The organism is Aureimonas sp. CAS (assembly GCF_059838215.1).
On sequence record NZ_CM187563.1, the window covers coordinates 3,250,966 to 3,271,127 of the forward strand.

21 protein-coding genes and 2 tRNA genes are annotated in these 20,162 nt (G+C 67.0%); 9 read left to right on the forward strand and 14 right to left on the reverse strand.

Translation table 11 applies throughout. The annotated features are described in order from the left end of the window. Positions 1–3: 3 nt before the first annotated feature. From AC6R2M_RS15660 to AC6R2M_RS15670, 3 genes are all read right to left on the reverse strand, one after another. Complete coding sequence (locus AC6R2M_RS15660; protein WP_500483725.1) at positions 4–615, reverse strand: cysteine hydrolase family protein; 612 nt, start codon at positions 613–615, stop codon at positions 4–6. A gap of 141 nt (positions 616–756) precedes the next feature. After that, the gene (locus AC6R2M_RS15665) at positions 757–1,332 is read right to left on the reverse strand and encodes a histidine phosphatase family protein (RefSeq protein WP_500483727.1); all 576 of its coding nucleotides are present in this window, start codon (positions 1,330–1,332) and stop codon (positions 757–759) included. 23 nt (positions 1,333–1,355) lie between these two features. Further along, positions 1,356–2,048 (reverse strand): glutathione S-transferase family protein, encoded by a 693-nt coding sequence (locus AC6R2M_RS15670; RefSeq protein WP_500483729.1) that lies wholly within the window; start codon positions 2,046–2,048, stop codon positions 1,356–1,358. A 227-nt stretch (positions 2,049–2,275) separates the two neighbouring features. Between AC6R2M_RS15670 and AC6R2M_RS15675 the strand changes: the two genes are divergently transcribed. After that, positions 2,276–3,079, forward strand: a complete 804-nt coding sequence (locus tag AC6R2M_RS15675; RefSeq protein ID WP_500483731.1) for an undecaprenyl-diphosphate phosphatase — start codon at positions 2,276–2,278, stop codon at positions 3,077–3,079. 40 nt (positions 3,080–3,119) lie between these two features. Here AC6R2M_RS15675 and AC6R2M_RS15680 read toward each other — a convergent pair whose 3' ends face one another. Further along, a complete protein-coding gene (locus AC6R2M_RS15680) occupies positions 3,120–4,124 on the reverse strand; it encodes a complex I NDUFA9 subunit family protein (RefSeq protein WP_500483733.1) in 1,005 nt (334 codons plus the stop codon). 331 nt (positions 4,125–4,455) lie between these two features. Between AC6R2M_RS15680 and AC6R2M_RS15685 the strand changes: the two genes are divergently transcribed. Continuing rightward, positions 4,456–4,545 (forward strand) — tRNA-Ser (locus AC6R2M_RS15685). A 454-nt stretch (positions 4,546–4,999) separates the two neighbouring features. On the opposite strand, the gene AC6R2M_RS15690 is transcribed toward AC6R2M_RS15685, so the two are convergent. From AC6R2M_RS15690 to AC6R2M_RS15700, 3 genes are all read right to left on the reverse strand, one after another. Next, positions 5,000–5,563 (reverse strand): TetR/AcrR family transcriptional regulator, encoded by a 564-nt coding sequence (locus tag AC6R2M_RS15690; protein WP_500483735.1) that lies wholly within the window; start codon positions 5,561–5,563, stop codon positions 5,000–5,002. Next, complete coding sequence (locus tag AC6R2M_RS15695) at positions 5,560–6,093, reverse strand: dihydrofolate reductase family protein (protein ID WP_500483737.1); 534 nt, start codon at positions 6,091–6,093, stop codon at positions 5,560–5,562. Before AC6R2M_RS15695 ends, AC6R2M_RS15690 begins: the two co-directional genes overlap by 4 nt. Positions 6,094–6,888: 795 nt before the next feature. Beyond that, positions 6,889–7,851: a bile acid:sodium symporter family protein gene (locus AC6R2M_RS15700; protein ID WP_500483739.1), complete on the reverse strand. Its 963-nt coding sequence runs from the start codon at positions 7,849–7,851 to the stop codon at positions 6,889–6,891. Positions 7,852–8,027: 176 nt separating this feature from the next. Here AC6R2M_RS15700 and AC6R2M_RS15705 point away from each other — a divergent pair, with 176 nt between their 5' ends. Then, positions 8,028–9,239, forward strand: coding sequence for a PAN domain-containing protein (locus tag AC6R2M_RS15705; RefSeq protein ID WP_500483741.1), 1,212 nt, complete (start codon positions 8,028–8,030; stop codon positions 9,237–9,239). 66 nt (positions 9,240–9,305) lie between these two features. Then, positions 9,306–10,217 carry a 5'-methylthioadenosine/S-adenosylhomocysteine nucleosidase gene (locus tag AC6R2M_RS15710; protein ID WP_500483743.1) on the forward strand — a complete coding sequence of 304 codons (912 nt, stop codon included), beginning with the start codon at positions 9,306–9,308 and terminating at the stop codon, positions 10,215–10,217. A gap of 96 nt (positions 10,218–10,313) precedes the next feature. Here the strand turns inward: AC6R2M_RS15710 and AC6R2M_RS15715 are convergent, their stop codons facing one another. From AC6R2M_RS15715 to AC6R2M_RS15730, 4 genes are all read right to left on the reverse strand, one after another. Further along, positions 10,314–11,024 carry a ribonuclease activity regulator RraA gene (locus AC6R2M_RS15715; protein ID WP_500483745.1) on the reverse strand — a complete coding sequence of 237 codons (711 nt, stop codon included), beginning with the start codon at positions 11,022–11,024 and terminating at the stop codon, positions 10,314–10,316. A gap of 86 nt (positions 11,025–11,110) precedes the next feature. Then, positions 11,111–11,890 carry an SDR family oxidoreductase gene (locus AC6R2M_RS15720; protein WP_500483747.1) on the reverse strand — a complete coding sequence of 260 codons (780 nt, stop codon included), beginning with the start codon at positions 11,888–11,890 and terminating at the stop codon, positions 11,111–11,113. A 4-nt stretch (positions 11,891–11,894) separates the two neighbouring features. Beyond that, positions 11,895–12,824, reverse strand: coding sequence for a dihydrodipicolinate synthase family protein (locus AC6R2M_RS15725; RefSeq protein ID WP_500483749.1), 930 nt, complete (start codon positions 12,822–12,824; stop codon positions 11,895–11,897). A 19-nt stretch (positions 12,825–12,843) separates the two neighbouring features. Further along, a complete protein-coding gene (locus AC6R2M_RS15730) occupies positions 12,844–13,518 on the reverse strand; it encodes a GntR family transcriptional regulator (RefSeq protein WP_500483751.1) in 675 nt (224 codons plus the stop codon). A gap of 79 nt (positions 13,519–13,597) precedes the next feature. Here AC6R2M_RS15730 and AC6R2M_RS15735 point away from each other — a divergent pair, with 79 nt between their 5' ends. Further along, a complete protein-coding gene (locus AC6R2M_RS15735) occupies positions 13,598–13,738 on the forward strand; it encodes a hypothetical protein (RefSeq protein WP_500483753.1) in 141 nt (46 codons plus the stop codon). Between the two features lie 137 nt (positions 13,739–13,875). Here the strand turns inward: AC6R2M_RS15735 and AC6R2M_RS15740 are convergent. Further along, a tRNA-Met gene (locus AC6R2M_RS15740) sits at positions 13,876–13,952 on the reverse strand. Between the two features lie 158 nt (positions 13,953–14,110). Between AC6R2M_RS15740 and AC6R2M_RS15745 the strand changes: the two genes are divergently transcribed. Both AC6R2M_RS15745 and AC6R2M_RS15750 read left to right on the forward strand, forming a co-directional pair. Further along, a complete protein-coding gene (locus AC6R2M_RS15745; RefSeq protein ID WP_500483755.1) occupies positions 14,111–14,914 on the forward strand; it encodes an exodeoxyribonuclease III in 804 nt (267 codons plus the stop codon). Continuing rightward, positions 14,907–15,809, forward strand: coding sequence for an alpha/beta fold hydrolase (locus AC6R2M_RS15750; protein WP_500483757.1), 903 nt, complete (start codon positions 14,907–14,909; stop codon positions 15,807–15,809). Before AC6R2M_RS15745 ends, AC6R2M_RS15750 begins: the two co-directional genes overlap by 8 nt. Here the strand turns inward: AC6R2M_RS15750 and AC6R2M_RS15755 are convergent. Next, positions 15,778–16,233, reverse strand: coding sequence for a cyclic nucleotide-binding domain-containing protein (locus tag AC6R2M_RS15755; RefSeq protein WP_500483759.1), 456 nt, complete (start codon positions 16,231–16,233; stop codon positions 15,778–15,780). The two genes, AC6R2M_RS15750 and AC6R2M_RS15755, sit on opposite strands and share 32 nt — an antisense overlap. Positions 16,234–16,362: 129 nt before the next feature. Continuing rightward, a complete protein-coding gene (locus tag AC6R2M_RS15760; protein ID WP_500483761.1) occupies positions 16,363–17,046 on the reverse strand; it encodes a response regulator transcription factor in 684 nt (227 codons plus the stop codon). A gap of 147 nt (positions 17,047–17,193) precedes the next feature. On the opposite strand from AC6R2M_RS15760, the gene AC6R2M_RS15765 reads away from it, so the two are divergent. Further along, a complete protein-coding gene (locus AC6R2M_RS15765) occupies positions 17,194–17,697 on the forward strand; it encodes a L,D-transpeptidase family protein (RefSeq protein ID WP_500483763.1) in 504 nt (167 codons plus the stop codon). Positions 17,698–17,804: 107 nt separating this feature from the next. Continuing rightward, on the forward strand, positions 17,805–20,144 hold the full coding sequence (locus AC6R2M_RS15770; RefSeq protein WP_500483765.1) for an FdhF/YdeP family oxidoreductase: 2,340 nt from the start codon (positions 17,805–17,807) through the stop codon (positions 20,142–20,144). The last annotated feature ends 18 nt before the right edge of the window (positions 20,145–20,162 follow it).

The window sequence follows — 20,162 nt, forward strand, 5'->3', positions numbered from 1 at the left end:
CCGTCAGGCGCGCCAGTGCGCCTCGATCGTCTCGCTGGTCGTCAGCGCGACCTGAAGGCCGAAGCGCTGCGCGTAGAGCGCCATCAGCGCGTCGTGCGTGTCGTCGGTCGAGGAGCACATCCCGTCCTTGGCCAGCACCACGCGAAAGCCGTGGTCGACCGCGCTCATGACGGTGGAGAGGACGCAGACGTCGGTCTCGGTGCCCGTCACGATCAGCGTCTCGGCGCCGCGCTCGCGCAGGTGCGGAAGAAGATCGGGCGTCGAGAAGGCCGAATAGCCCGGCTTGTCGAAGACCGTGGCGGGCGGCACGAAGCGCGCCAGTTCCGGCACGAGGTCGGCGATGCCCGGCTCGGCTTCCTCGCCCGTGAACTGGTGCCATTTGGCGAAGTAGTCGGTCCAGGACCCGGCCGCCTCCTCGGCCCGGACCGGCGGCATGAACCGCGTGAAGACTGTCCTGTCGGGGTGCAGCGAAACGAGACGCTCCGCCACGGGACGGACCCGGTCCATCCAAGGCGCGCGCCACGCCGTGTCCTCGGCGAACATGCGCTGCATGTCCACGCACAGATGAAGGGTCGGCCGCGCCAGGAAGTCTATGGTCTGATCGGTGTCGGACATGAATGCTGCTCCTCCGCAAGAGCGACGAGCGCTCTCGAAGAGGGCAACGCGCATCCGGCGCGCGAAGCTGCCCTTGCATGGCCGGCTGATGGTTGGACGCGAAACGAACGTCACGCGTGAAGGCGGAGAATCGGATCGCCTTCAGGCCGAGATGTCGCGCCAGCCCTCTTCCAGCGCCCAGCGCGCGGCGTCGAAGACGAAGAAGCATCCGCCGCCGGAGACGGGCTGGCCGCGCCGCATCGAGATCGGCTCGTTCAACAGGTCGCAGAGGAGAAGCGTACCGACGCCGCCATGCGAGACGAGGCAGATGTCGTCATGACCTGACGCCGACGAGGCGATGTCGCGCACCGCTCCGACGATGCGGGCCTGCGCATCGCGCGCCCGCTCCCATCCCTCGACGCTGACATCCGGCTCGGCGAAGAAGCGCTCGACGATCTCCCAGAAGCGCGGCGGAGCCACATAGCCGGTCGCGGACCGGTCGTTCTCGCCGAGGCGGGCATCGGCCTCGACACTCAACCCGAGCCGGGCGCCGACGATCGCCGCCCCGTCGCGCGCCTTGCGCTCGTCGCTGCAGACGATCCGGCCGACCGAGGCGAGTTCGGGACGGCCGCAGAAGGCTTCCATGCGCTCGCGCCCGAGCGGCGAGAGCGGCCAGTCCGGCACCGGAACGGCCGGATCGATCACCACCTCCGGATGGGTGACGAAGAGGATCCTCATGCGGGCTCGCCCGCTTTCGTCCGTCAGAAGTCCAGCTCGGAGTAATGGCCGGCGGGCGAGACGCCGCGCAGCCGCTCGGCCAGAAGCGGGCGGAAGGCCGGGCGCGACTTCAGCCGCATGTACCATTCCTTCGCCGCCGGCTCCTCGTCCCACGCCACCTCGCCCAGATAGTCGAGGACCGAGAAGGCGGCGGCGCCGGCGAGATCGGCGTAGGAGAGATGGGTGCCCGACAGCCAGTTCCGGCTCTCCGACAGCCAGCCCACATAGCGCATGTGGTGCTTCAGATTGGCGCGCGCGGCCCGGATCGCCGACGAGTCCGGCGCCCCGCCGCCGTGCTCGGCCCGCATCTCGCGCTTGAACACGCGCTCGCGCACCAGATAGCGCGTCACCTCCGCGTCCATCTTGCCGAGGAACCATTCGGTGAGGCGCCGGATCTCGGCGCGCTCGGCCGGCTTGTCGGCGAAGAGCCGCCGCTCACGCTGGAAGGCGCCGCGCGTCTCGTCGAGATATTCGGCCGCGACGAGCCCCCCGACGATGGGCGGACCGTTGTCCTCGACCATCACCGGCAGGCTGGCGGCGGGATTCATCGCCAGGAACTCGCGGCGGCGCTCCCAGGGGCGTTCCTCGATGAGCTCGATCCGCTCGCCGTACTCTCCGAGCACAAGGCGCACGAAGCGCGAGGCCGCCGACATGGGGTGATGGTGAAGCCTGATCATCGAAATCGCCCTGAAACCCCATGCTCGTTTCGCCGCGCACGGGCCGCCCAGCCCTGCCTATCGTCCGCAGTATCAGGCTTTCTCAAGGCGGAGCAAAGCATGTCGCGCCGACTTCGTGCGATGCAGCAATGCGACATAGCGCCGAATTTCCACTCCGGCGGGCCGGCCGCCTTCATCCTCGCGCAAAGGCTAGGGCATAGGAGAGCCGAAAGAATGGCGAGGGGCCCATGACGACCGACCTCTTCAACGCGACGCTGCTCGGCGTGATCGAGGGACTGACCGAGTTCATTCCCGTCTCCTCGACCGCCCATCTCCTGCTCGCCGGCCGGATGATCGGCTTCGATTCGACCGGCAACAGCTTCGAGGTGCTGATCCAGCTCGGCGCGGTGCTCGCCATCGTCACCGTCTATTTCGGCCGCCTCTGGGCGATCGCCCGGACCCTGCCGACAAGCGTGGAGAGCCGGCGCTTCGTCCTCTCGGTCCTGCTCGCCTTCCTGCCCGCCGCCGTGATCGGCGCCCTCGCCCATTCCTTCATCAAGGACGTCCTGTTCGAATCGCCCGCCCTGATCTGCGTGATGCTCGTCATCGGCGGCTTCATCCTGCTCGCGCTCGACCGCATGACGCTGGAGCGCAAATACACCGACGCGATGCAGTTCCCGCCCTCGCTCTGCCTGAAGATCGGCTTCATCCAGTGCCTGGCGATGATTCCGGGCACCTCGCGCTCGGGCGCGACGATCGCGGGGGCCCTGTGGCTGGGGGCCGAGAAGCGCGCGGCGGCGGAGTTCTCGTTCTTCCTCGCCATGCCCACCATGGCCGGCGCCTTCGTCTACGACCTCTACCGCAACCGCGACATCCTCTCGATGGACGACGCGGCCATCATCGGCGTCGGCTTCGTCGCCGCCTTCCTCTCGGGCGTTCTGGTCGTGCGCTACCTTCTGGACTTCGTGTCCAAGCACGGCTTCGCGCCCTTCGCCTACTGGCGGATCTTCGTCGGCCTGACGGGGCTCGCGACGATCGCGATCTTCGGCTGAGCGAGCGCCAGGATCGCCGAAAGGATCGCCGCCCGCGTCCTCAGACGCGGGGCGCGATCTCCTCGTCCACCGTCTTGTCGGAGGTCGGGGCGCCGCGCGTGAACTGGCCCTGCGGGCGGAAGCGCACGAGATAGGTCGGCAGGATCGCCTCCAGCGAGCGCGGCGTGATGCCGAAGGCCTCGAAGGTGCGGCCCTCGGCCTTCGCCGCCTCGGAGACGACGTTGTCGCGCTGCAGTTGCACGACCTGATCGGAGGTGATCGGCGCGCCCGGCAGCTTCTCCATCACGCCGGCGAGACGCGAGGCGATTCCCTCCGACAGCGGCAGGATGAAGCGCTTGCGGTCGATGACGAGGAGCATCTCCTCCATCAGCTCGCGGAAGGTGCGAATCTCGGGCCCGCCCAGCTCGTAGACCCGGCCGCCCTCCACCGCGCCGTCCACGGCGCCCGCGACGGCGAGCGCCACGTCGTTGACGAAGACCGGCTGGAAGCGCGTGTTGGCGCCGACGAGCGGCAGCACCGGCGAGAGGACCGCCATCGAGGCGAAGCGGTTGAAGAACTGGTCCTCGGCACCGAAGACGATCGAGGGCCGGAGCACCACCGAGCCGGGCACGAGCGAGAGCGCCGCCGCCTCCCCTTCCGCCTTGGTGCGCGCATAGCGGCTGGCCGAGCCCGTGTCGGCGCCAATCGCCGACATGTGGACGAGACCGGCGCCGTTGGCCGCGGCCGCTTCCGCCACGTGGCGCGCGCCCTCGGCCTGGACCGTGGAGAAGCGCTGCGCCCCGCTCTCGGCGAGGATGCCGACGAGGTTCACGACATGATCGGCGCCCTGGACGGCGCGGTCGATCGACCAGCGGTGGCGCAGATTGGCCTGGATCGGCTGGATCTGGCCGAGACGGCCGGCGATCTGCAGATGATAGGCGAGGTCGGGCCGGCGGCAGGCGACGCGCACGCGGTGGCCGCGGCTGGCGAGCGCCTGGACGACGTAGCGGCCGAGGAAGCCGGAGCCGCCGAAGACGGTGACGAGCTTGTTGGTATCGACCTTCATGGCAGCCTCTTCTGGCGCGGCGTCTCTTCGATGTCGCGGCTCGATCTACAACATCGGCCGGCAAATCCGAAACCCATTTCGGGTCCATCCCGGCCCTTGGAGGAAGATAGGGCGAACGGCTCGTTTCATCCGCCCCGGAGCGCTCTCGCCGCCCTGTCGTCTTCGCGTTCGGCGTGACATCGCGAGCCGGTGCGGGACGCCTCGGACGGCCCTTTGAAAGACATGCGACAAGGGCTTGATCGGGCAATCGTTATGGCTATAGTCCGCGCCGTTCGAGGGCGGAAGCTTCGTTGAGCGCCGACCGGCCCACGAAGCATCCGTTCGAACGGACGGAGGGGTGGCCGAGTGGTTGAAGGCGCACGCCTGGAAAGTGTGTATACGGGAAACCGTATCGGGGGTTCGAATCCCCCTCCCTCCGCCATTTGTCCTCGCGTAAACGTTCTCCCGATCCAGCTGCGGCCGGGTTTTCTGTTGTTTTTGCGGGTTAACGAAAGGTGCTGAGCACTGCCTTCGGCGCCATCAGACCCAGGAGTGGCCCTCAGGGCCGAAATTCTCCGGACCTCGTGACTGCGCGGATTTGGTGGAATCCCCATAAGAGCTTGTCGAAGCAATGAAATCCCGGCGCTGAAATTGCTTGGATTGAGGTCGCGTCTGCCTCCGCCGCGACCGGGATCGGAGCTCTCAGGCCATAGCCCGTTCCAACCTCTACTTCCGCAGTTCCCAATCTGGCGTCACCTTGTCAATCGGCTCAAAGAATGCGGGCCGTGATGTGGCTCAGCCGCTTTCGGCGAAACCGCCGAGGCCGCGCTCACCGGCATCTTCGACATCACCAAGATCGGCTCGCAGGCCTGATGGTGGCGAACTGGGTGGCGGACCTAGCCGTCGGCCGCCGGTAGTGCCGGCATAACCGTCCGCAACAGAACCGCGAGCTGACGCTGATACTCGGCAACCGAATGCTCGGGATTTCCGACTCCGGCTACGTGCGAGAGCGTGAAGCCGTGCAAGTGGTCGACGAGAATATCCGACCATTCCTGCCGCAGTCCAACCGCAGCCACGATGAGTTTGAGTTGTCGGGTCCATGCCTCATGTGGTCGAGGCAGGTCGCCCGTCCTAGACACGAGCGCCAGGGTCAGGCCAGCGTGAGCCAAAATACGTTCGCAGTACCAAGTCAGATGGTGACGTAGAGCTTCGGCATCCGCTGTCGCACCCTTGCTTGGCACGTCTTCGAACCAGCGCTCGGCAAGGCCAAGCAAGACGTCGTCGACACCCTCGACATGGGAGTAAAGCGCCATCGGTGTCACGCCGAGGTCACGCGCCAGAACACGAAGTGAGAGGGCCTGCGACTGAGGATTGCTAAGACGCGCCTGTGCGACAGAGAGGATGGCCTCACGGCTCAGGGGAGACGCCTCCTTCTTTGGACGTCCGCGCCCCCGCGTCATCGGACGACCTCGTAGCGTGACTGCACCAGACCGGAGGGAAAGCTGCGTGTCTCCACATGATCGAGCCTGATATCGGCGTCCACTGGGCCGAAGAGCGGCAGGCCAGTCCCAAGAAGGACCGGAATCCGCGTGATTACCATGTCCTCGATAGCACCGACTCGCAGGAAGGACCGGATCGTCGCGCCACCGTCGACATATGCGCGTTTCCAACCCCGACGAGCGGCTTCCTCGCGCGCCTCCGGTACATTTCGCGCAATCGAAACCTGACCCGCGAGGTGACCAGGGATGTCCGCATCCTGGAGTTTGGAGCTCAGGACAATGATCGGCTTGTCATACGGCCATGGTTCGAAGCCGAGCGAGACGTCGAATGTCGCGCGTCCCATGAACAGACCGTCGATGCGAGAGACGAAGGTGTCGTAGCCGTGATCCTCACCTGTGGCATTTGCCTGCTGAAGCCAATCCAGCCCGCCGTCCGAGCGGGCAATGAAGCCATCTAGGCTTGTTGCAATGAAAACGTGCCCGGTGGTCATCCGTCACTCCAGAATCATTTATACGTCGTATAAATCTACTCAACGGTGACGACAACCGCTCAACAAGATCGAGCCGAGGCAATGCCAACCGCCCGCGAACCCCCCTTATCGCGCTCCACACACGGCTCTCGGCGTAGGGCGGAACGGGAGGGGCTCTTTACGTTCAGCGCGATGACTTTCCTTCAGTCGCAAAGTCCCACCTGCGACTCCTCGATTTACCGTCTTGTCTGAATGCTCGGCAGGTGAGGGTGCGTTCCGGTGCCTCCGCACTGCAGAAGGACGCACTCAATCCCAGAATCTGCTCCGGGGAGAGGTTGTAGAGGGCGATTCCATCCCCTTACGGCCACGCCTTGATCTATCGAAAGCCTACATTGCGGGCCCTCAGCAAAGCGCTATCTCCTGCCGGCACTCATCTACGTCGCCTAGAAGCATTTCAGCTCAAGGTCGCGTTTCGTGCCAAGATGAAACAGTCAATAAACGGCGCCGCGATCGTCGAAGAATTGGACCGTGGCGTCACAGCGTCGGTGATGACGCAATGACCAAAACACTCGACGGCACCAGAAGCTTTAAAGAGGTGAGTGGAGCCAAACCGTCCGGAGTCGAGTTGACTGTTCAACAGCGTGAGCCGCAGAACAATACATCGTTGGAGCACGCGCTTTTCCCGCGGCGCACGCTCCGCGTTTCAGGGCCTACAGGTCACGTCCCAAGCCCAAATGCCACTGACCCACACCGACAGGACATCAGGCCGCCCGGAAGCTGATCCCGGCCTCCGGCACCCCTCCCCTCACGCGAACCCTAGCTTGAAAGCCGCCGGTCCGCCGCTCTCGCGCCGCGATCCTTCATGCGGGCAAAGACGCTCGCCAGCATGGCGCCGCTGATATTGTGCCAGACGCTGAAGATCGCGCTCGGGACCGCGGCGAGCGGCGAGAAATGCGCGCTGGCGAGCGCCGCACCGAGCCCGCTGTTCTGCATTCCCACCTCGATGCTGATGGCCTTGCGCTTGGCGAGCGAAAGCCCGCTCGCATAGGCCGCGGCGAAGCCGATCAGGAACCCGATGCCGTTGTGCAGGACGACGACCGCGAAGATCATCAGGCCGGAGGTCGCGATGGCGGCCTGGTTGACCGCGACCACGGCGGCGACGATCAGGACGATGCCGGTGACGCTGACGAGCGGCAGCGCGGGGATTGCGATCCGCACGAGGCCCGGAAGAAGCTTCTGGAGCGCGAAGCCGAGGGCGAGCGGCACGAGAATCACCTTCACGATGCTGACGAACATGCTCGACGCGTCGACCGGGAGGAACTGGCTGGCGAAGAGCCAGACGAGGAACGGGGTGACGAACGGGGCGAGGAGCGTGGTGACGCTCGTGCAGGCGACGCTGAGGGCCACGTCTCCCTTGCTGAGATAGGTCATGACGTTGCTCGACGTGCCGCCCGGGCAGCAGCCGACCAGGATCACGCCGGCCGCGACCTCGGGCGGCATCGGGATGACGAGCGTCAGAAGAACCGCGACGAGCGGCATGATGAGAAACTGCCCGAAGACGCCGACGGCGACGTCGAAGGGACGCTTGCCGACTTCGGCGAAGTCCTCGAGGGAGAGGGTCAGCCCCATGCCGAACATGATCACGCCGAGCAGCGTCACGATGTAGGGCGCGATCGGGGTGAAGACCGGCGGCGCGACGAAGCCGAGGACCGCGAAAGCGATCACCCAGATGGCGAAGGTCCGCCCGACGAAGGCGGAGACAGAACCGACGAAACCCATGCGTCCCTCCCTATGAATGGACGATGCAGTACCGCCCGGTACGGCCGCGCGCAATCCTCAAACCCATGTCCGCAAGCTCAGGCGGCTCCGGATGCGTCTCTTGAGAATCCGATGGCGAGCGTCTCGGCTACGTGGAATGATGACTTTGCGGCACGTCCGGCCGTCTGGGCGCGAATATGAGATACTGGTTCCCGATCGCCGCCGCTGCGGCCCTTCTTGCCCCAACCGTTGCGAGTGCGGTTTCACTCGACTCCTTTGAGCTCGATGACGGGTCGTCGGTCGTGACGATCAGCGGGGAGTTCGCCTTCGAGGACGACGCACGCGATCTCGTCGCCTTCGTCCAATCGACAGGCGCGACCACTGTTACTTTCAATTCGGGTGGCGGCAACGTTGACGCGGCCATGCGGTACGGCCGCGCGATCCGCCTTCTCGATCTGTCGACGATCCAGCTGCGGGCGTTCGAATGCTCGTCGGCCTGCGCCCTCGCCTTCCTCGGCGGCGCCGAACGGTATGCGGAATCCGGCGCGATCGGCGTCCACCGGTCATCCTTCAGTGCCGTCGAGGGTTTGGACACCGAGACCGCTGTCGCCAGCATCCAACTCGGCGTGGCCAACACAATGGCCTACATCACGGAGATGGGTGCCGATCCGAAGCTGATGCAGTTGAGCCTGACGATCGACAGCGGCGACATGCGCTATCTGACCAGCGCCGAGATGATCGAATATCGCGTCACGACGATCGATGGTCCGCAGAGTTCGTCACCGATCGCGGGCCAAGACTTGGTGGAACCGCCGCCCCGCACGCTTTCCAAAGCGCCCAGCGTCACAAGCTCCGCGCCGCGCGATCCGCAGAGGCCGAACCGCCTCGCGCTCTACGATGGTCTCGACTTTCTCGGGCGAGACATCGACATGCGTTCGGTCGCGGACGGCCCCAGCTGTGCGGCGCAATGTCTGGCGCACGGCCAATGCAGGGCCTTCACTTTCAACACCATGACGCCAATGGACCGAGGCCCGAACTGCTTCCTGAAGGACGGGCAAGGCGACCTCGACGGGAACTCGGCGGCGATCTCCGGGCGCCTGCTGAGACCGCTCGATCCAGACGCCCCGCCCTACAGCTTCGGCACGATAGACCCGAACACTGCCCTCTACCGTGATCGTGACATTCCCGGCTACGACCTGTCGCCACGTCCTCTCCTCGGTGCCGAGACGGAGTTCCAGTGCCGCATGGCGTGCGTCAACGAAGCAACCTGCGCCGCTTTCACCTTCGTCCGGCCGAAGACGCAGTGCTGGCTGAAAGGCGCGGTCGGGGACGCGCGCGCGATGGCCGGCGCTGTGACGGGCGTGAAGAGCGCATCCACCTTCGCTCCGACACATGTTCCCCTCGACTGAGCAGGAGGTTCGATGACGTTTACGACCGCAGGCCACCCCGGCGTATCCGAAGGACCGCCAAGCCAGGTGCTGTTGGCTCTCGTGCTCGCGGTCGGTGCGGTCGCGGTGCCGGGCCGGGCCTGTGCCCAGCTCTTCGACGAGACGCCCCGCATCGCCGTCATGTCGGCCTTCGAGCCCGAATGGATCGCGCTTCAGGAGGCGCTGAGCGACGGGCAGGAGCATCGGGTCGGCGAGGTGCGGTTCCTCTCGGGGACGATGGAGGGCCGCGACGTCGTTCTCTTCCTGTCCGGCGTCTCGATGGTCAACGCCGCGATGACGACGCAGATGGCGATCGACCATTTCGCCGTCGAGGGCATCGTGTTCTCCGGGATCGCGGGCGGCGTCGATCCCGCCCTGTCGATCGGCGACGTCGTCGTGCCGGAGCGCTGGGGTCAGTATCTGGAGGGGGTGCTCGCGCGCGAGACGGAAGACGGGACCTTCGAGGTGCCCGGCTTCCTACAGGCGGCGCCCTTTCCCAATTTCGGCATGATCTTCACCCGGGAGGTCGGCCTGCCGAACGCGGACGGGGAGCCGGAGAAGCGCTTCTGGTTCGACGTGGACCCCGGGATGCTCGAAACGGCCCGCCGGGTCGCCTCCTCCGCCGAACTCGAACGCTGCACGGGCGACGGCCAGTGCCTCGAGGACCCGAAGATCCTGGTCGGCGGCAACGGCGTGTCCGGCTCCTTCTTCATGGACAACGCGGCCTTCCGCGAACACGTCTTCGCCGCGTTCGAAGCCAACGTTCTCGACATGGAGAGTGCGGCCGTCGCGCAGGTGGCGGCGGTCAATTCCGTCCCCTTCATCGCGTTCCGCAGCCTGTCGGACCTGGCCGGCGGGGACGGCGGAGCCCCGAACGAGATGGCGACCTTCATGGGCTTGGCGTCCGGGAACGCCGCCTCGGTCGTGAGGGCCTTTCTTCGCGAGCACCCGGCGGACTGATCGGCCGCCCCCGCAGACATGCGCCTCCCCCGCAAAGGCTCGGACGGCGGGGGCGAGACGCCGGTGCATCCCGCCCGTCGCGCGTTCCCGCCAAGCTCAGCGCGGCTGGCCGGCCTTGAAGGCGGCGTAGCGGGCCTTCGTCTCCTCGTTCATCGGATAGAGACCCGGCAGGGGAACGCCGCGCTCGACCTCCGTCATGATCCAGGCCTCCATGCGCTCCTGCTCGGGCGCCTCGGCCAGCACCTCGTCGAGATAGGCCGCCGGGATCAGCACCGCGCCGTCCTGATCGACCACGACGATGTCGCCCGGGAACACCGCCACGCCGCCGCAGGCGATCGGCTCCTGCCAGCCGACGAAGGTGAGGCCGGCCACCGAGGGCGGCGCGGCGACGCCGTCGCACCAGACCGGCAGGCCGGAGCCGAGCACGCCTTCGGCGTCGCGCACGACGCCGTCCGTGACGAGGGCCGCGACGTTGCGCTTCACCATGCGCGCGCACAGGATGTCGCCGAAGATGCCGGCATTGAGGACGCCCATGGCGTCGGCCACCGCGACGACGCCCTCCGGCATCGCCTCGATCGCGGCGCGGGTGGAGATCGGCGAGGCCCAGCTCGCGGGCGTCGCCAGATCCTCGCGTGCGGGCACGAAGCGCAGCGTGAAGGCCGGGCCGACGATGCGCGGCTGGCCCGGACGCAGCGGCTTGGTGCCGCGCATCCAGACATTGCGCAGCCCCTTCTTCAGAAGCACCGTCGTCAGGGTGGCGGTCGAAACCGTCTTCAGCGTTTCGATCGCCTCGGCGTCGAGAGACATGGAATTTCTCCTGGGAATGCTTGGGTGCGCGAGCGGTCCAGAACGGGAGCCGACCGCTCGCGGCCGGTCCCCGTTCGGCCTTCGGGTCAGTGGCCGGCGATCAGGCCGCCGTCGATCCGGATCTGCGACCCGGTGACGTAGGAGGCACGCTCGCTGGCGAGGAAGGCGACGACGTCGGCGAACTCCTGGGGCCTGCCGTAGCGCTGGATCGGGATGGCGCCCTTCGACGCGGCCTCGACCTCCTCCAGCGGCTTGCCGGTGCGCGTGGCGGCGCCCTCGTCGAGCTGGCGCAGCCGGTCGGTCGCAATGCGCCCCGGCAGGACGCTGTTCACCGTCACGCCATCGGCCGCCACCTCGGAGGCCAGCGTCTTGGCGTAGCCGACGAGCGAGGCGCGCAGCGCGTTCGACATGCCCAAATTGGGGATCGGCTGCTGGACGCCCGAGGAGACGACGTTGACGATCCGGCCCCAGCCCCGCGCGCGCATCGACGGCACGAGATGGCCGGTCACGGTGAAGAGCGAGGTGATCATCGTGTCGAAGCTCTTGCGCCACTCGTCCGCCGAGACGTCGAGGACCGAGCCCGGACGCGGGCCGCCGCCATTAGCGACGAGGATGTCGATGTCGGTCGAGCCCTTCGCGCCGAGGCTCTCCACCGCGCGTTCGACGCTGCCCGCGTCGGCGAGGTCGATCAGGAGGGTCGAGGCGTTGGCGCCGAGCTCGCCCGCGATGGCGTCGAGCCTGGCCTGATCGCGGCCGCCGAGGACGACATGCGCGCCCTCCGCGTGAAGGGTGCGGGCGATGGCGTTGCCGAGGCCGCGCGTCGCTCCGAGAACGAGGGCGCGCTTGTTGGTCAGTCCGAGATCCATGAGATCAGCCTTTCAGACGGGTTTCGAGGCGCGCCAGAAGCTCGTCGAGCTCCTGATGGTCGCGCGGGGAGAGTTTGGGTCCGGGGTGGCGGACATGGGCGGTGGCGATGGCGCCGCGCCGGCGCAGCACCTCCTTGCGCACCGCGAAGCCGAAGCCGAGCTGCTGCTCGTGGCGCAGATACGGAAGGTAGACGTCGAAGGCGTCCTCCGCGCCCTCCGCGTCGCCGGCCTGGAAGCGGTTCACCACCTCCACCAGCATCTCCGGATAGGCGAAGCCCGTCATCGCGCCGTCCACGCCCCGGCGCAGCTCCTGCGGCAGATGCAGCCCGCCATTGCCGACGAGGATCGAGACGCGGCGCCCCTCCCCCCTGTCGGAGCGCTCGCGCATCTTCGTGATCTTCGTCAGCCCCGGCGATTCCTCGTGCTTGAGCATGACGAGGTTCGGGAAGGCGTCGATCAGGCGGTGCAGCACGGCGACGGAAGTCGAGACGCCCGTCGTCTGCGGATAGTCCTGATAGCAGACGGGAATGCCGTCGAGGCGCGAGAGCACCGTCTCGAAATAGGCGTAGATCTGGTCGTCGGTCTTCAGCCCCGGAATGGGGGCGACCATCACGCCCGCCGCGCCCGCGTCCATCGCCGATTTGGAGAAGGCGACGAGATTGTCCGTGCCGGGGTTGCTGGCGCCCACGATCACCGGTTTGGCGCCGTTCAGCCGCTTCATGTAGCGGTCGAGGAAGCGCTTCGATTCGTCGGGCGTCAGCTTGTTCGCCTCGCCCAGAATGCCGAGGATCGTGAAGCCGGTCACGCCCTTCTCGACATAGAAGTCCACCAGCCGATCGGTGGATTCGAGGTCGAGCGACCCGTCCTCTCCGAAGGGCGTCGGCGAGATGATGTAGACGCCCTTCGTGGTTTCGTTGATCCGTTCGGCTGCCATGCCTGTCTCCCGTTTCCGCTCAGATGGAGGAGAGCATCGCGATGATGCTCTTCTTCACGTTCTCGATATGCGTCTCGACCAGAGCGCGGGCGCGCGTCGCGTCCTTCGCGCGCAGGGCCTCGACGATCTCCAGATGTTCCCTGTGACCGACGGCGAAGCGCTCGGGGATCCGCTCGACGTTGAACATGTGCGTCTTCAGACGCAGTTCGCCGATCAGCCGTGCCAGCAGCGAATTGCCGCTGTGGGCGGCGATCGCGCCGTGGAGGAGATTGTCGATCTCCCAGTCCTCGTCGACGGTGGGCGAAGGCTGCGCCATGAGGCGCGCGATGGCGGCCTCCACGGCGTCGAGCTCGGCCTCGGGGATGCGGCCGGTCGCGAGCGTCGTCGCCTCGCCTTCCAGAAGCCGCCGCACGTTCAGCGCCTCGATCACCCCGCGCGTGGACAGGCCGCGCACGACCAGGACGCGGCTCGCGTCGCGGCTGACGAGCCCTTCGCGCTCCAGCCGACCCAGCGCCTCGCGCACGGGCGTGCGCGACACGCCGAGACGCTCGGCCAGCCGCCGCTCCTGCAGGACCGAACCCGAAGGCAGCTCGCGACGCAGAATCAGATCGAGCAGCTGCTGGTAGACGCGCTCGCCCAGATGCCGGTCGGCCGGAGAGGCACCTGCGTCCTCGGAGGGGGAATTGACGGCCATCGATGCCTTCGGCTTCACGCTGCCGCGTGCTTTTCGATGGTATACCAGAGGAATGCAAGCGTGATCGGCGAAGGATCGGATGTTCGTCGTCGGAAACGGGCTCAACCGTCGATCGGAGCGCGAGGCCTGCGCGACGCGCCGCCGGATCGCGCGCGAATGCCGGCGCGCGAGATGCGACAGCATCGGCCCGAAAATCGGAATCGATCTTCGGAAAGCCTGATGCGTCAAATCAAAGAGGTAGAGCGGCCTCTGTGCGTCCGAACGGATGCACGGCGCTCTACGGTTCGACGGTCGGCTCCGGGCAAAAGAAAAGCCCGCCGGAACGAAGCTTGAGGGCTGGTTCCGCGGGCTGAGGATTGGTTGCGGGGGCAGGATTTGAACCTGCGACCTTCAGGTTATGAGCCTGACGAGCTACCGGGCTGCTCCACCCCGCGCCGTGCCGTTCGGGCCGTGCGGCCCTCGGTGAAGCGCGATATAGGCGATCGTGACGGCTCTGTGAACCCCCTTTCCGGATCTCCCGACCTTAAAGTTTCGCCTCGGGCGCGGCGGATGCTGTAGGAAGCCGGCACGCACAGACAGACCGGAGTTCCGCTTGCCCTTCACCATCGCCACTTGGAACATCAATTCGGTGCGCCTGCGCCTGCCGCTCGTCGAAGGCTTCCTGCGCGACCACCGGCCGGACGTCCTCTGCCTGCAGGAGACCAAATGCCCGAACGAGCTCTTCCCGAAGGAGGCGTTCGAGGCGCTCGGATACGAGCACGTCGCGTTCCATGGCCAGAAGGGCTATCACGGCGTGGCGACCCTCTCGAAGCAGCCCTTCGAGGACATCGTGCGGCAGGATTTCTGCGAGGTCGGCGACGCACGCCACCTCTCGACGCGCATCGCTGTCGGCGGAACGCGCATCCGCATCCACAATCTCTACGTCCCGGCGGGGGGCGACGAGCCCAACCCGGCGATCAATCCGAAGTTCGACCACAAGCTCAAGTTCCTGGCCGAGATGCGCCTGATGCGCGCCGCGGCCGAGCCGGGCGTCTCCGCCATCCTCGTCGGCGACCTCAACGTCGCGCCGCATGCGGAGGACGTCTGGAGCCACAAGCAGCTCCTCAAGGTCGTCTCCCACACGCCGGTGGAGACAGACGCGCTCCTCGCCGCCATCGAGGAGGGCGGCTGGGACGATCTCGTGCGGCGCCACATTCCCCTCCCCGAAAAGCTCTACACGTGGTGGAGCTACCGCTCGAAGGACTGGACGGTGGGCGACCGGGGCCGGCGGCTCGACCACATCTGGGCCTCGCCCGATCTCGGCGAGCGGCTGATCGAGGCGCGCGTCCTGCGCGAGGCGCGGTCCTGGGAGCGGCCGTCGGACCACGTGCCGGTGCTGGCGACGCTCGATGTCTGAGCCCTTCTTCGAAGGCTTCGCGCTTTCGGAGATCGAGGCCGGCGGCGTCCGCTTCCGGCTGCGGCAGGGCGGCGAAGGACCGCCGCTCCTGCTTCTGCACGGGCACCCGCGCACCCAATCCACGTGGTGGCGGGTGGCGCCGCTTCTGGCGAAACGCTTCCGGATCGTCTGCCCGGACCTGCCGGGCTTCGGCCGCTCGCGCTTTCACGAGGGTGCGGACCTCGCCGAGGTCTCGACCAAGCGCGCCAAGGCGGCGGCGCTCGCCGCGCTCATGCAGGCGCTCGGCCACGAGCGCTTCTTCCTCGCCGGCCACGATCGGGGCTCCTACACCGCCTTCCGCCTGGCGATGGACCGGCCGGACCTCGTCGAGCGGCTGACCCTGATCGACTGCGTTCCGATCCTGGAGGCATTGGAGCGTTGCGACGCGCGCTTCGCCGAAGCCTGGTGGCACTGGTTCTTCTTCGCCGCGCCCGGCGGCAAGGCGGAGCGGGCGATCAACGCCGACCCGGACGCGTGGTACGCGCCCGACGCGGCGCGGATGGGGGCGGCCAGCCATGCCGACCTGCGCCAGGCCATCCACGACGAGAGCGTGGTGGAGACGATGGTCTGGGACTATCGGGTCTCGCTCGATCGCGACCGCGCCGACGACGAGGCGGACCGCCGCGCCGGCCGAACGCTCGCCTGCCCGACGCTCTGCCTCTGGTCCTCGCGCGACGATATGGAGGCGCTCTACGGCGACGTTCTGTCCGTCTGGAGACCCTGGGCGCCCGATCTTCGCGGCGGCCCGATCGACAGCGGTCACCATGTCGCCGAGGACGCGCCCGAAGACCTCGCTTCGGCCTTGGGCGGCTTCTTCGACGATCTCAGTCCCGGAAGCGGCTCTCCAGCCGGGTGATCGCGCCGGTGAGGTCCACGAGGTCGGAGGCGACGCGCTCGCGCAGCGTCTCGGCGATCTCGGGAAACTCCTGCAGCATGCGCCGGAAGAGCGGACGCGAGATGCGGATCACCTCGCAGTCGGTGCGCGTCACCGCGCTCGAGCCGCGGCGCGTCTCGATGACGAGCGCGAGTTCGCCGAGCAGAGCGCCCGGGCCGACCGTGGCGAGGATCCGGGCGTTCCCGCCCTCGCCGGCGACGAGGTCGATCTCGCCCGCCACCAGAACGAAGCCGGCGTCGGCCCGCGCCTCCTCCCGGTACAGGTACTCGCCCGCGCGCACGATCCGGTGCTCGGCGCCGAAGGCCAGGAGACGGCGCTGGTCGCGCGTCAGATCGGCGAACAGAGCGACGCCGCCCAGAATATCGATGTCGCTCTCGAGGCTCATCGGCTTATGACATCGCGTCCCCGTTGCGCGAACGCGTCATGCGCTCGCGCACAGTATCAGGATCAATCCCTTCGCAAGGATCAATTGACCTTGGCCGTCCCCCCGGGCGGCGTCAGGTCGGGCTGCCCCTCAAGGCATAAGCTTGTAGCCGCCCGACTCGGTGACGATCAACCGGGCATTCGAGGGGTCGGGCTCGATCTTCTGACGAAGTCGGTAGACATGCGTCTCCAGCGTATGGGTGGTGACGCCCGAATTGTAGCCCCAGACCTCCTCGAGCAGCACGTCGCGCGTCACCACGCGGCGGTCGGCCCGGTAGAGATAGCGGATGATCGCCGTCTCCTTCTCGGTCAGGCGAATGCGCCCGCCCTTCTCGTCGGTCAGCGCCTTCTGGCTGGGGCGGAAGGTGTAGGGTCCGACCTGGAAGGTCGCGTCCTCGCTGAGCTCGTGCTGGCGCAGCTGGACGCGGATGCGGGCCAGAAGGACCGCGAAGCGGAAGGGCTTCGTCACGTAGTCGTTGGCGCCGGATTCCAGGCCGAGAACGGTGTCGGCCTCCGAATCGTGCCCGGTCAGGATGATGATCGGCGCCGCGAAGCCGGCCTTGCGGAGGATCTTGACCGCCTCGCGCCCGTCCATGTCCGGCAGGCCCACATCCATGACGACGAGATCGACGCGGCCTTCGCGCGCGGCGGCGATCCCGGCGGCGGCACTTCCCGCCTCCTGCACGACGAACTCCTCATGCAGCGACAATTGCTCGGCCAGCGTCGTCCGCAGATCGGTGTCGTCGTCCACGATCAGGATGCTTCGCGCGGTCATGGATGTAATCTAGCTTTCTTCTGTTTCTCGAACGAGCAGGCCCGTCCTACCGCGTTGGTCCCCTTCCGTCTGGAAACAATCTGTGAACGATAGGCACCGGAGTCCAGCTTTCGAAGGCGTCTCTTGCGAAAAAGACATCGACTGACGGTGCGGCGCTCGCCGTCCGACCCCTTGAAGGGAATCATCGCGGCGGGTTCCCTTCGTCTGCGCTGCGCCATCGGCAAGGGCGGCACCTCGATCTTCAAGCGCGAGGGAGACGGCGCGAGCCCGGTGGCGCGGATGGAAATCCTGTCCGCATGGCGCCGGCCGGGGCGGATCGCCCTGCCGCGTCTGGCTCTGCCCTCCCGCAACACGACGGCCAGGGACGGCTGGTGCGACGCGCCGGGCCACGGCGCCTACAACCGCCCCGTCCGGCTGCCCTTTCCGGCCAGTTGCGAGCGCATGGCGCGCGCGGACCTGCTCTACGATGTCGTCCTCGTCCTCGACTGGAACGTGCGCGAGCGCCGATCGTCCCGCGGCAGCGCGATCTTCCTGCACCTCGCCCGCCCCGGCTACGAGCCGACGGAAGGCTGCGTTGCCGTGTCGCGCCGCGACATGGTCCGGCTGGCGCCGCTCCTTCGAACGGGCACGTCGGTCGAGATCGTCCGATGAGCGGCAAAGCATGAAGGTCACGCGGTCGTTTCGTTGAACCGAAACTTTCCTGCGTCATTTGCCCCTGTGTCGGCGTTGGGACCGCAGAAGAAGAGGAGTGACGACACATGCGCCGCAGCGAGATTCAGTCCGAGCCGACGGTCAAGCCCTACGACCAGCCCACCGGCGGCTGGGGTTCGATGAAGTCGCTTCTCGACAAGTCCCTGGCGGAGAAGATTTCCAAGCCCGCGCTCATGGCGGCGCTCGCCAAGCAGAACAAGGCGGACGGCTTCATGTGCGTCTCCTGTTCCTGGGCCAAGCCCGGCAAGGAGCACGCCCATCCGGTGGAGTTCTGCGAGAACGGCGCGAAGGCGACGATCTGGGAGATGACCGAAGCGCGGACCGACAAGGACTTCTTCGCCCGGCACAAGCTCACCGACCTTCTGGAATGGACCGACTACGAGCTGGAGAAGCATGGCCGGCTGACGAGCCCCATGCGCTACGACGCCACGCTCGACCAGTACGTGCCCGTCTCCTGGAAGGACGCCTTCGCGGAGATCGGCGCGGAGCTGCGCAAGATCCGCGAGTTCGATCCGAAGGCGGTGATCTTCTATCTCTCGGGCCGCGGTTCGCTCGAGACGAGCTTCATGTACCAGCTTCTGGCGCGCATCTACGGCAACCAGAACCTGCCCGACTCCTCCAACATGTGCCATGAATCGACCTCGGTCGGCCTGCCGAAGTCGATCGGCTCGCCCGTCGGCACGGTGACGATCGAGGATTTCGATCACACCGACATGATGTTCTTCTTCGGCCACAACACGGGCACCAACGCCCCGCGCCTGCTCCACCCACTGCAGGAGGCGCGCAAGCGCGGCGCGCCGGTCGTCACCTTCAATCCGGTCCAGGAGCGCGGCCTGATGCGCTTCAAGAGCCCGCAGAACCCGGCCGAGATGCTCTCGCCGGGCCCGGGCACGAAGATGTCGAGCGACTATTTCCAGATCAAATGCGGCGGCGACATCGCCGCGATGACCGGCATCGCCAAGACCGTTCTGCAACTCGACGACGAGGCCAAGGCCAAGGGCGGCGAGCGCGTTCTCGACGTCGCCTTCATCGAGGAGCACTGCCACGGCTTCGAGGAATTCGAGGCCTTCGTGCGGGCCTCCTCCTGGGACGAGATCGAGCGCGTCTCCGGCCTCTCGCGGGCCGATCTGGAAGGCGTCGGACGCACCTATTCCAAGGCCAAGGCCGTCATCGGCCATTACGGCATGGGCCTGACGCAGCATCGCAACGGCGTCCAGAACGTCCAGATGCTGTGCAACCTCCTCCTGATGCGCGGCAATATGGGCCGCAAGGGCGCGGGCGTCTCGCCGATCCGCGGCCATTCCAACGTGCAGGGCCAGCGCACGGTCGGCATCACCGAGAAGACCGAGCTCGCGCCGGTCGAGAAGTTCGAGCAGTTCTACGGCTTCCAGGCCCCGCGCGAGAAGGGCAAGGCGACGGTCGAGGCCTGCCAGGGCGTGCTCGACGGCACCGTGAAGGGCTTCATCGGCCTCGGCGGCAATTTCGTTCGCGCCATTCCCGAGACGCAGCTCATGGAGAAGGCGTGGCGCAATCTCGACCTGCATGTCGAGATCGCGACCAAGCTGAACCGCTCGCATCTCCTGCCGGGCAAGGTCACCTATCTCCTGCCCTGCCTCGGCCGCACCGAGCGCGACACGCAGAAAACGGGAGACCAGTGGGTCTCGATCGAGGACTCGACCGCGACCATCCACGGCTCCTTCGGCTACCGGCCGCCCGCCTCGCCCGAGCTCCTGTCCGAGCCGCGCATCGTCGCGGAGATCGCCAAGGCGACGGTGCCGGGCGAAAGCACGATCCCGTGGGACGAATGGGTGGGCGACTATTCCATCGTGCGCGACGAGATCGAGCGCTGCTATCCGCAGCACTTCCGGGACTTCAACCAGCGCTTCCGCCAGCCCGGCGGCTTCCGCCGCGACATCAAGGCGGCCTATCGCGAATGGGAAACGCCGAACCGCAAGGCCAACTTCCTGGTGCCCGAGGACGGGTTCGACGCCTTCACCAACATCGACCTGACGGGCGAGAACGTCTTCACGCTGATGACGCTGCGCTCCAACGACCAGTTCAACACGACCATCTACGGCTATGACGACCGGCTTCGCGGCGTTCACGGCTCGCGCATGGTCGTGCTGATGAACAAGGACGACATGAAGCGCCTGGGCTTCAAGGACCAGGACTTCGTGGATCTGGAGACCAACGCGGATGACGGGGTCGAACGCCGCGCCACGGCCTTCCGCGTGCACTCCTACCCGCTGCCCAAGGGCAATGTCGGCGGCTACTATCCGGAGCTGAACAAGCTCGTGCCGCTCTGGCACCACGCCAAGGAGAGCGACTGCCCGGCGGCGAAATCCGTGCCGGTCCGCATCACGCGCTCCACGGGCCCGGTCGCCTGACGGGTCGAGGCGGACTTC

Coding starts and splice junctions, on each gene's coding strand:
- AC6R2M_RS15660 (WP_500483725.1), bottom strand. CDS start 615: ATGTCCGACACCGATCAGACCATAGACTTCCTGGCGCGGCCGACCCTT.
- AC6R2M_RS15665 (WP_500483727.1), bottom strand. CDS start 1,332: ATGAGGATCCTCTTCGTCACCCATCCGGAGGTGGTGATCGATCCGGCC.
- AC6R2M_RS15670 (WP_500483729.1), bottom strand. CDS start 2,048: ATGATCAGGCTTCACCATCACCCCATGTCGGCGGCCTCGCGCTTCGTG.
- AC6R2M_RS15675 (WP_500483731.1), top strand. CDS start 2,276: ATGACGACCGACCTCTTCAACGCGACGCTGCTCGGCGTGATCGAGGGA.
- AC6R2M_RS15680 (WP_500483733.1), bottom strand. CDS start 4,124: ATGAAGGTCGATACCAACAAGCTCGTCACCGTCTTCGGCGGCTCCGGC.
- AC6R2M_RS15690 (WP_500483735.1), bottom strand. CDS start 5,563: ATGACGCGGGGGCGCGGACGTCCAAAGAAGGAGGCGTCTCCCCTGAGC.
- AC6R2M_RS15695 (WP_500483737.1), bottom strand. CDS start 6,093: ATGACCACCGGGCACGTTTTCATTGCAACAAGCCTAGATGGCTTCATT.
- AC6R2M_RS15700 (WP_500483739.1), bottom strand. CDS start 7,851: ATGGGTTTCGTCGGTTCTGTCTCCGCCTTCGTCGGGCGGACCTTCGCC.
- AC6R2M_RS15705 (WP_500483741.1), top strand. CDS start 8,028: ATGAGATACTGGTTCCCGATCGCCGCCGCTGCGGCCCTTCTTGCCCCA.
- AC6R2M_RS15715 (WP_500483745.1), bottom strand. CDS start 11,024: ATGTCTCTCGACGCCGAGGCGATCGAAACGCTGAAGACGGTTTCGACC.
- AC6R2M_RS15720 (WP_500483747.1), bottom strand. CDS start 11,890: ATGGATCTCGGACTGACCAACAAGCGCGCCCTCGTTCTCGGAGCGACG.
- AC6R2M_RS15725 (WP_500483749.1), bottom strand. CDS start 12,824: ATGGCAGCCGAACGGATCAACGAAACCACGAAGGGCGTCTACATCATC.
- AC6R2M_RS15730 (WP_500483751.1), bottom strand. CDS start 13,518: ATGGCCGTCAATTCCCCCTCCGAGGACGCAGGTGCCTCTCCGGCCGAC.
- AC6R2M_RS15735 (WP_500483753.1), top strand. CDS start 13,598: ATGTTCGTCGTCGGAAACGGGCTCAACCGTCGATCGGAGCGCGAGGCC.
- AC6R2M_RS15750 (WP_500483757.1), top strand. CDS start 14,907: ATGTCTGAGCCCTTCTTCGAAGGCTTCGCGCTTTCGGAGATCGAGGCC.
- AC6R2M_RS15755 (WP_500483759.1), bottom strand. CDS start 16,233: ATGAGCCTCGAGAGCGACATCGATATTCTGGGCGGCGTCGCTCTGTTC.
- AC6R2M_RS15760 (WP_500483761.1), bottom strand. CDS start 17,046: ATGACCGCGCGAAGCATCCTGATCGTGGACGACGACACCGATCTGCGG.
- AC6R2M_RS15770 (WP_500483765.1), top strand. CDS start 17,805: ATGCGCCGCAGCGAGATTCAGTCCGAGCCGACGGTCAAGCCCTACGAC.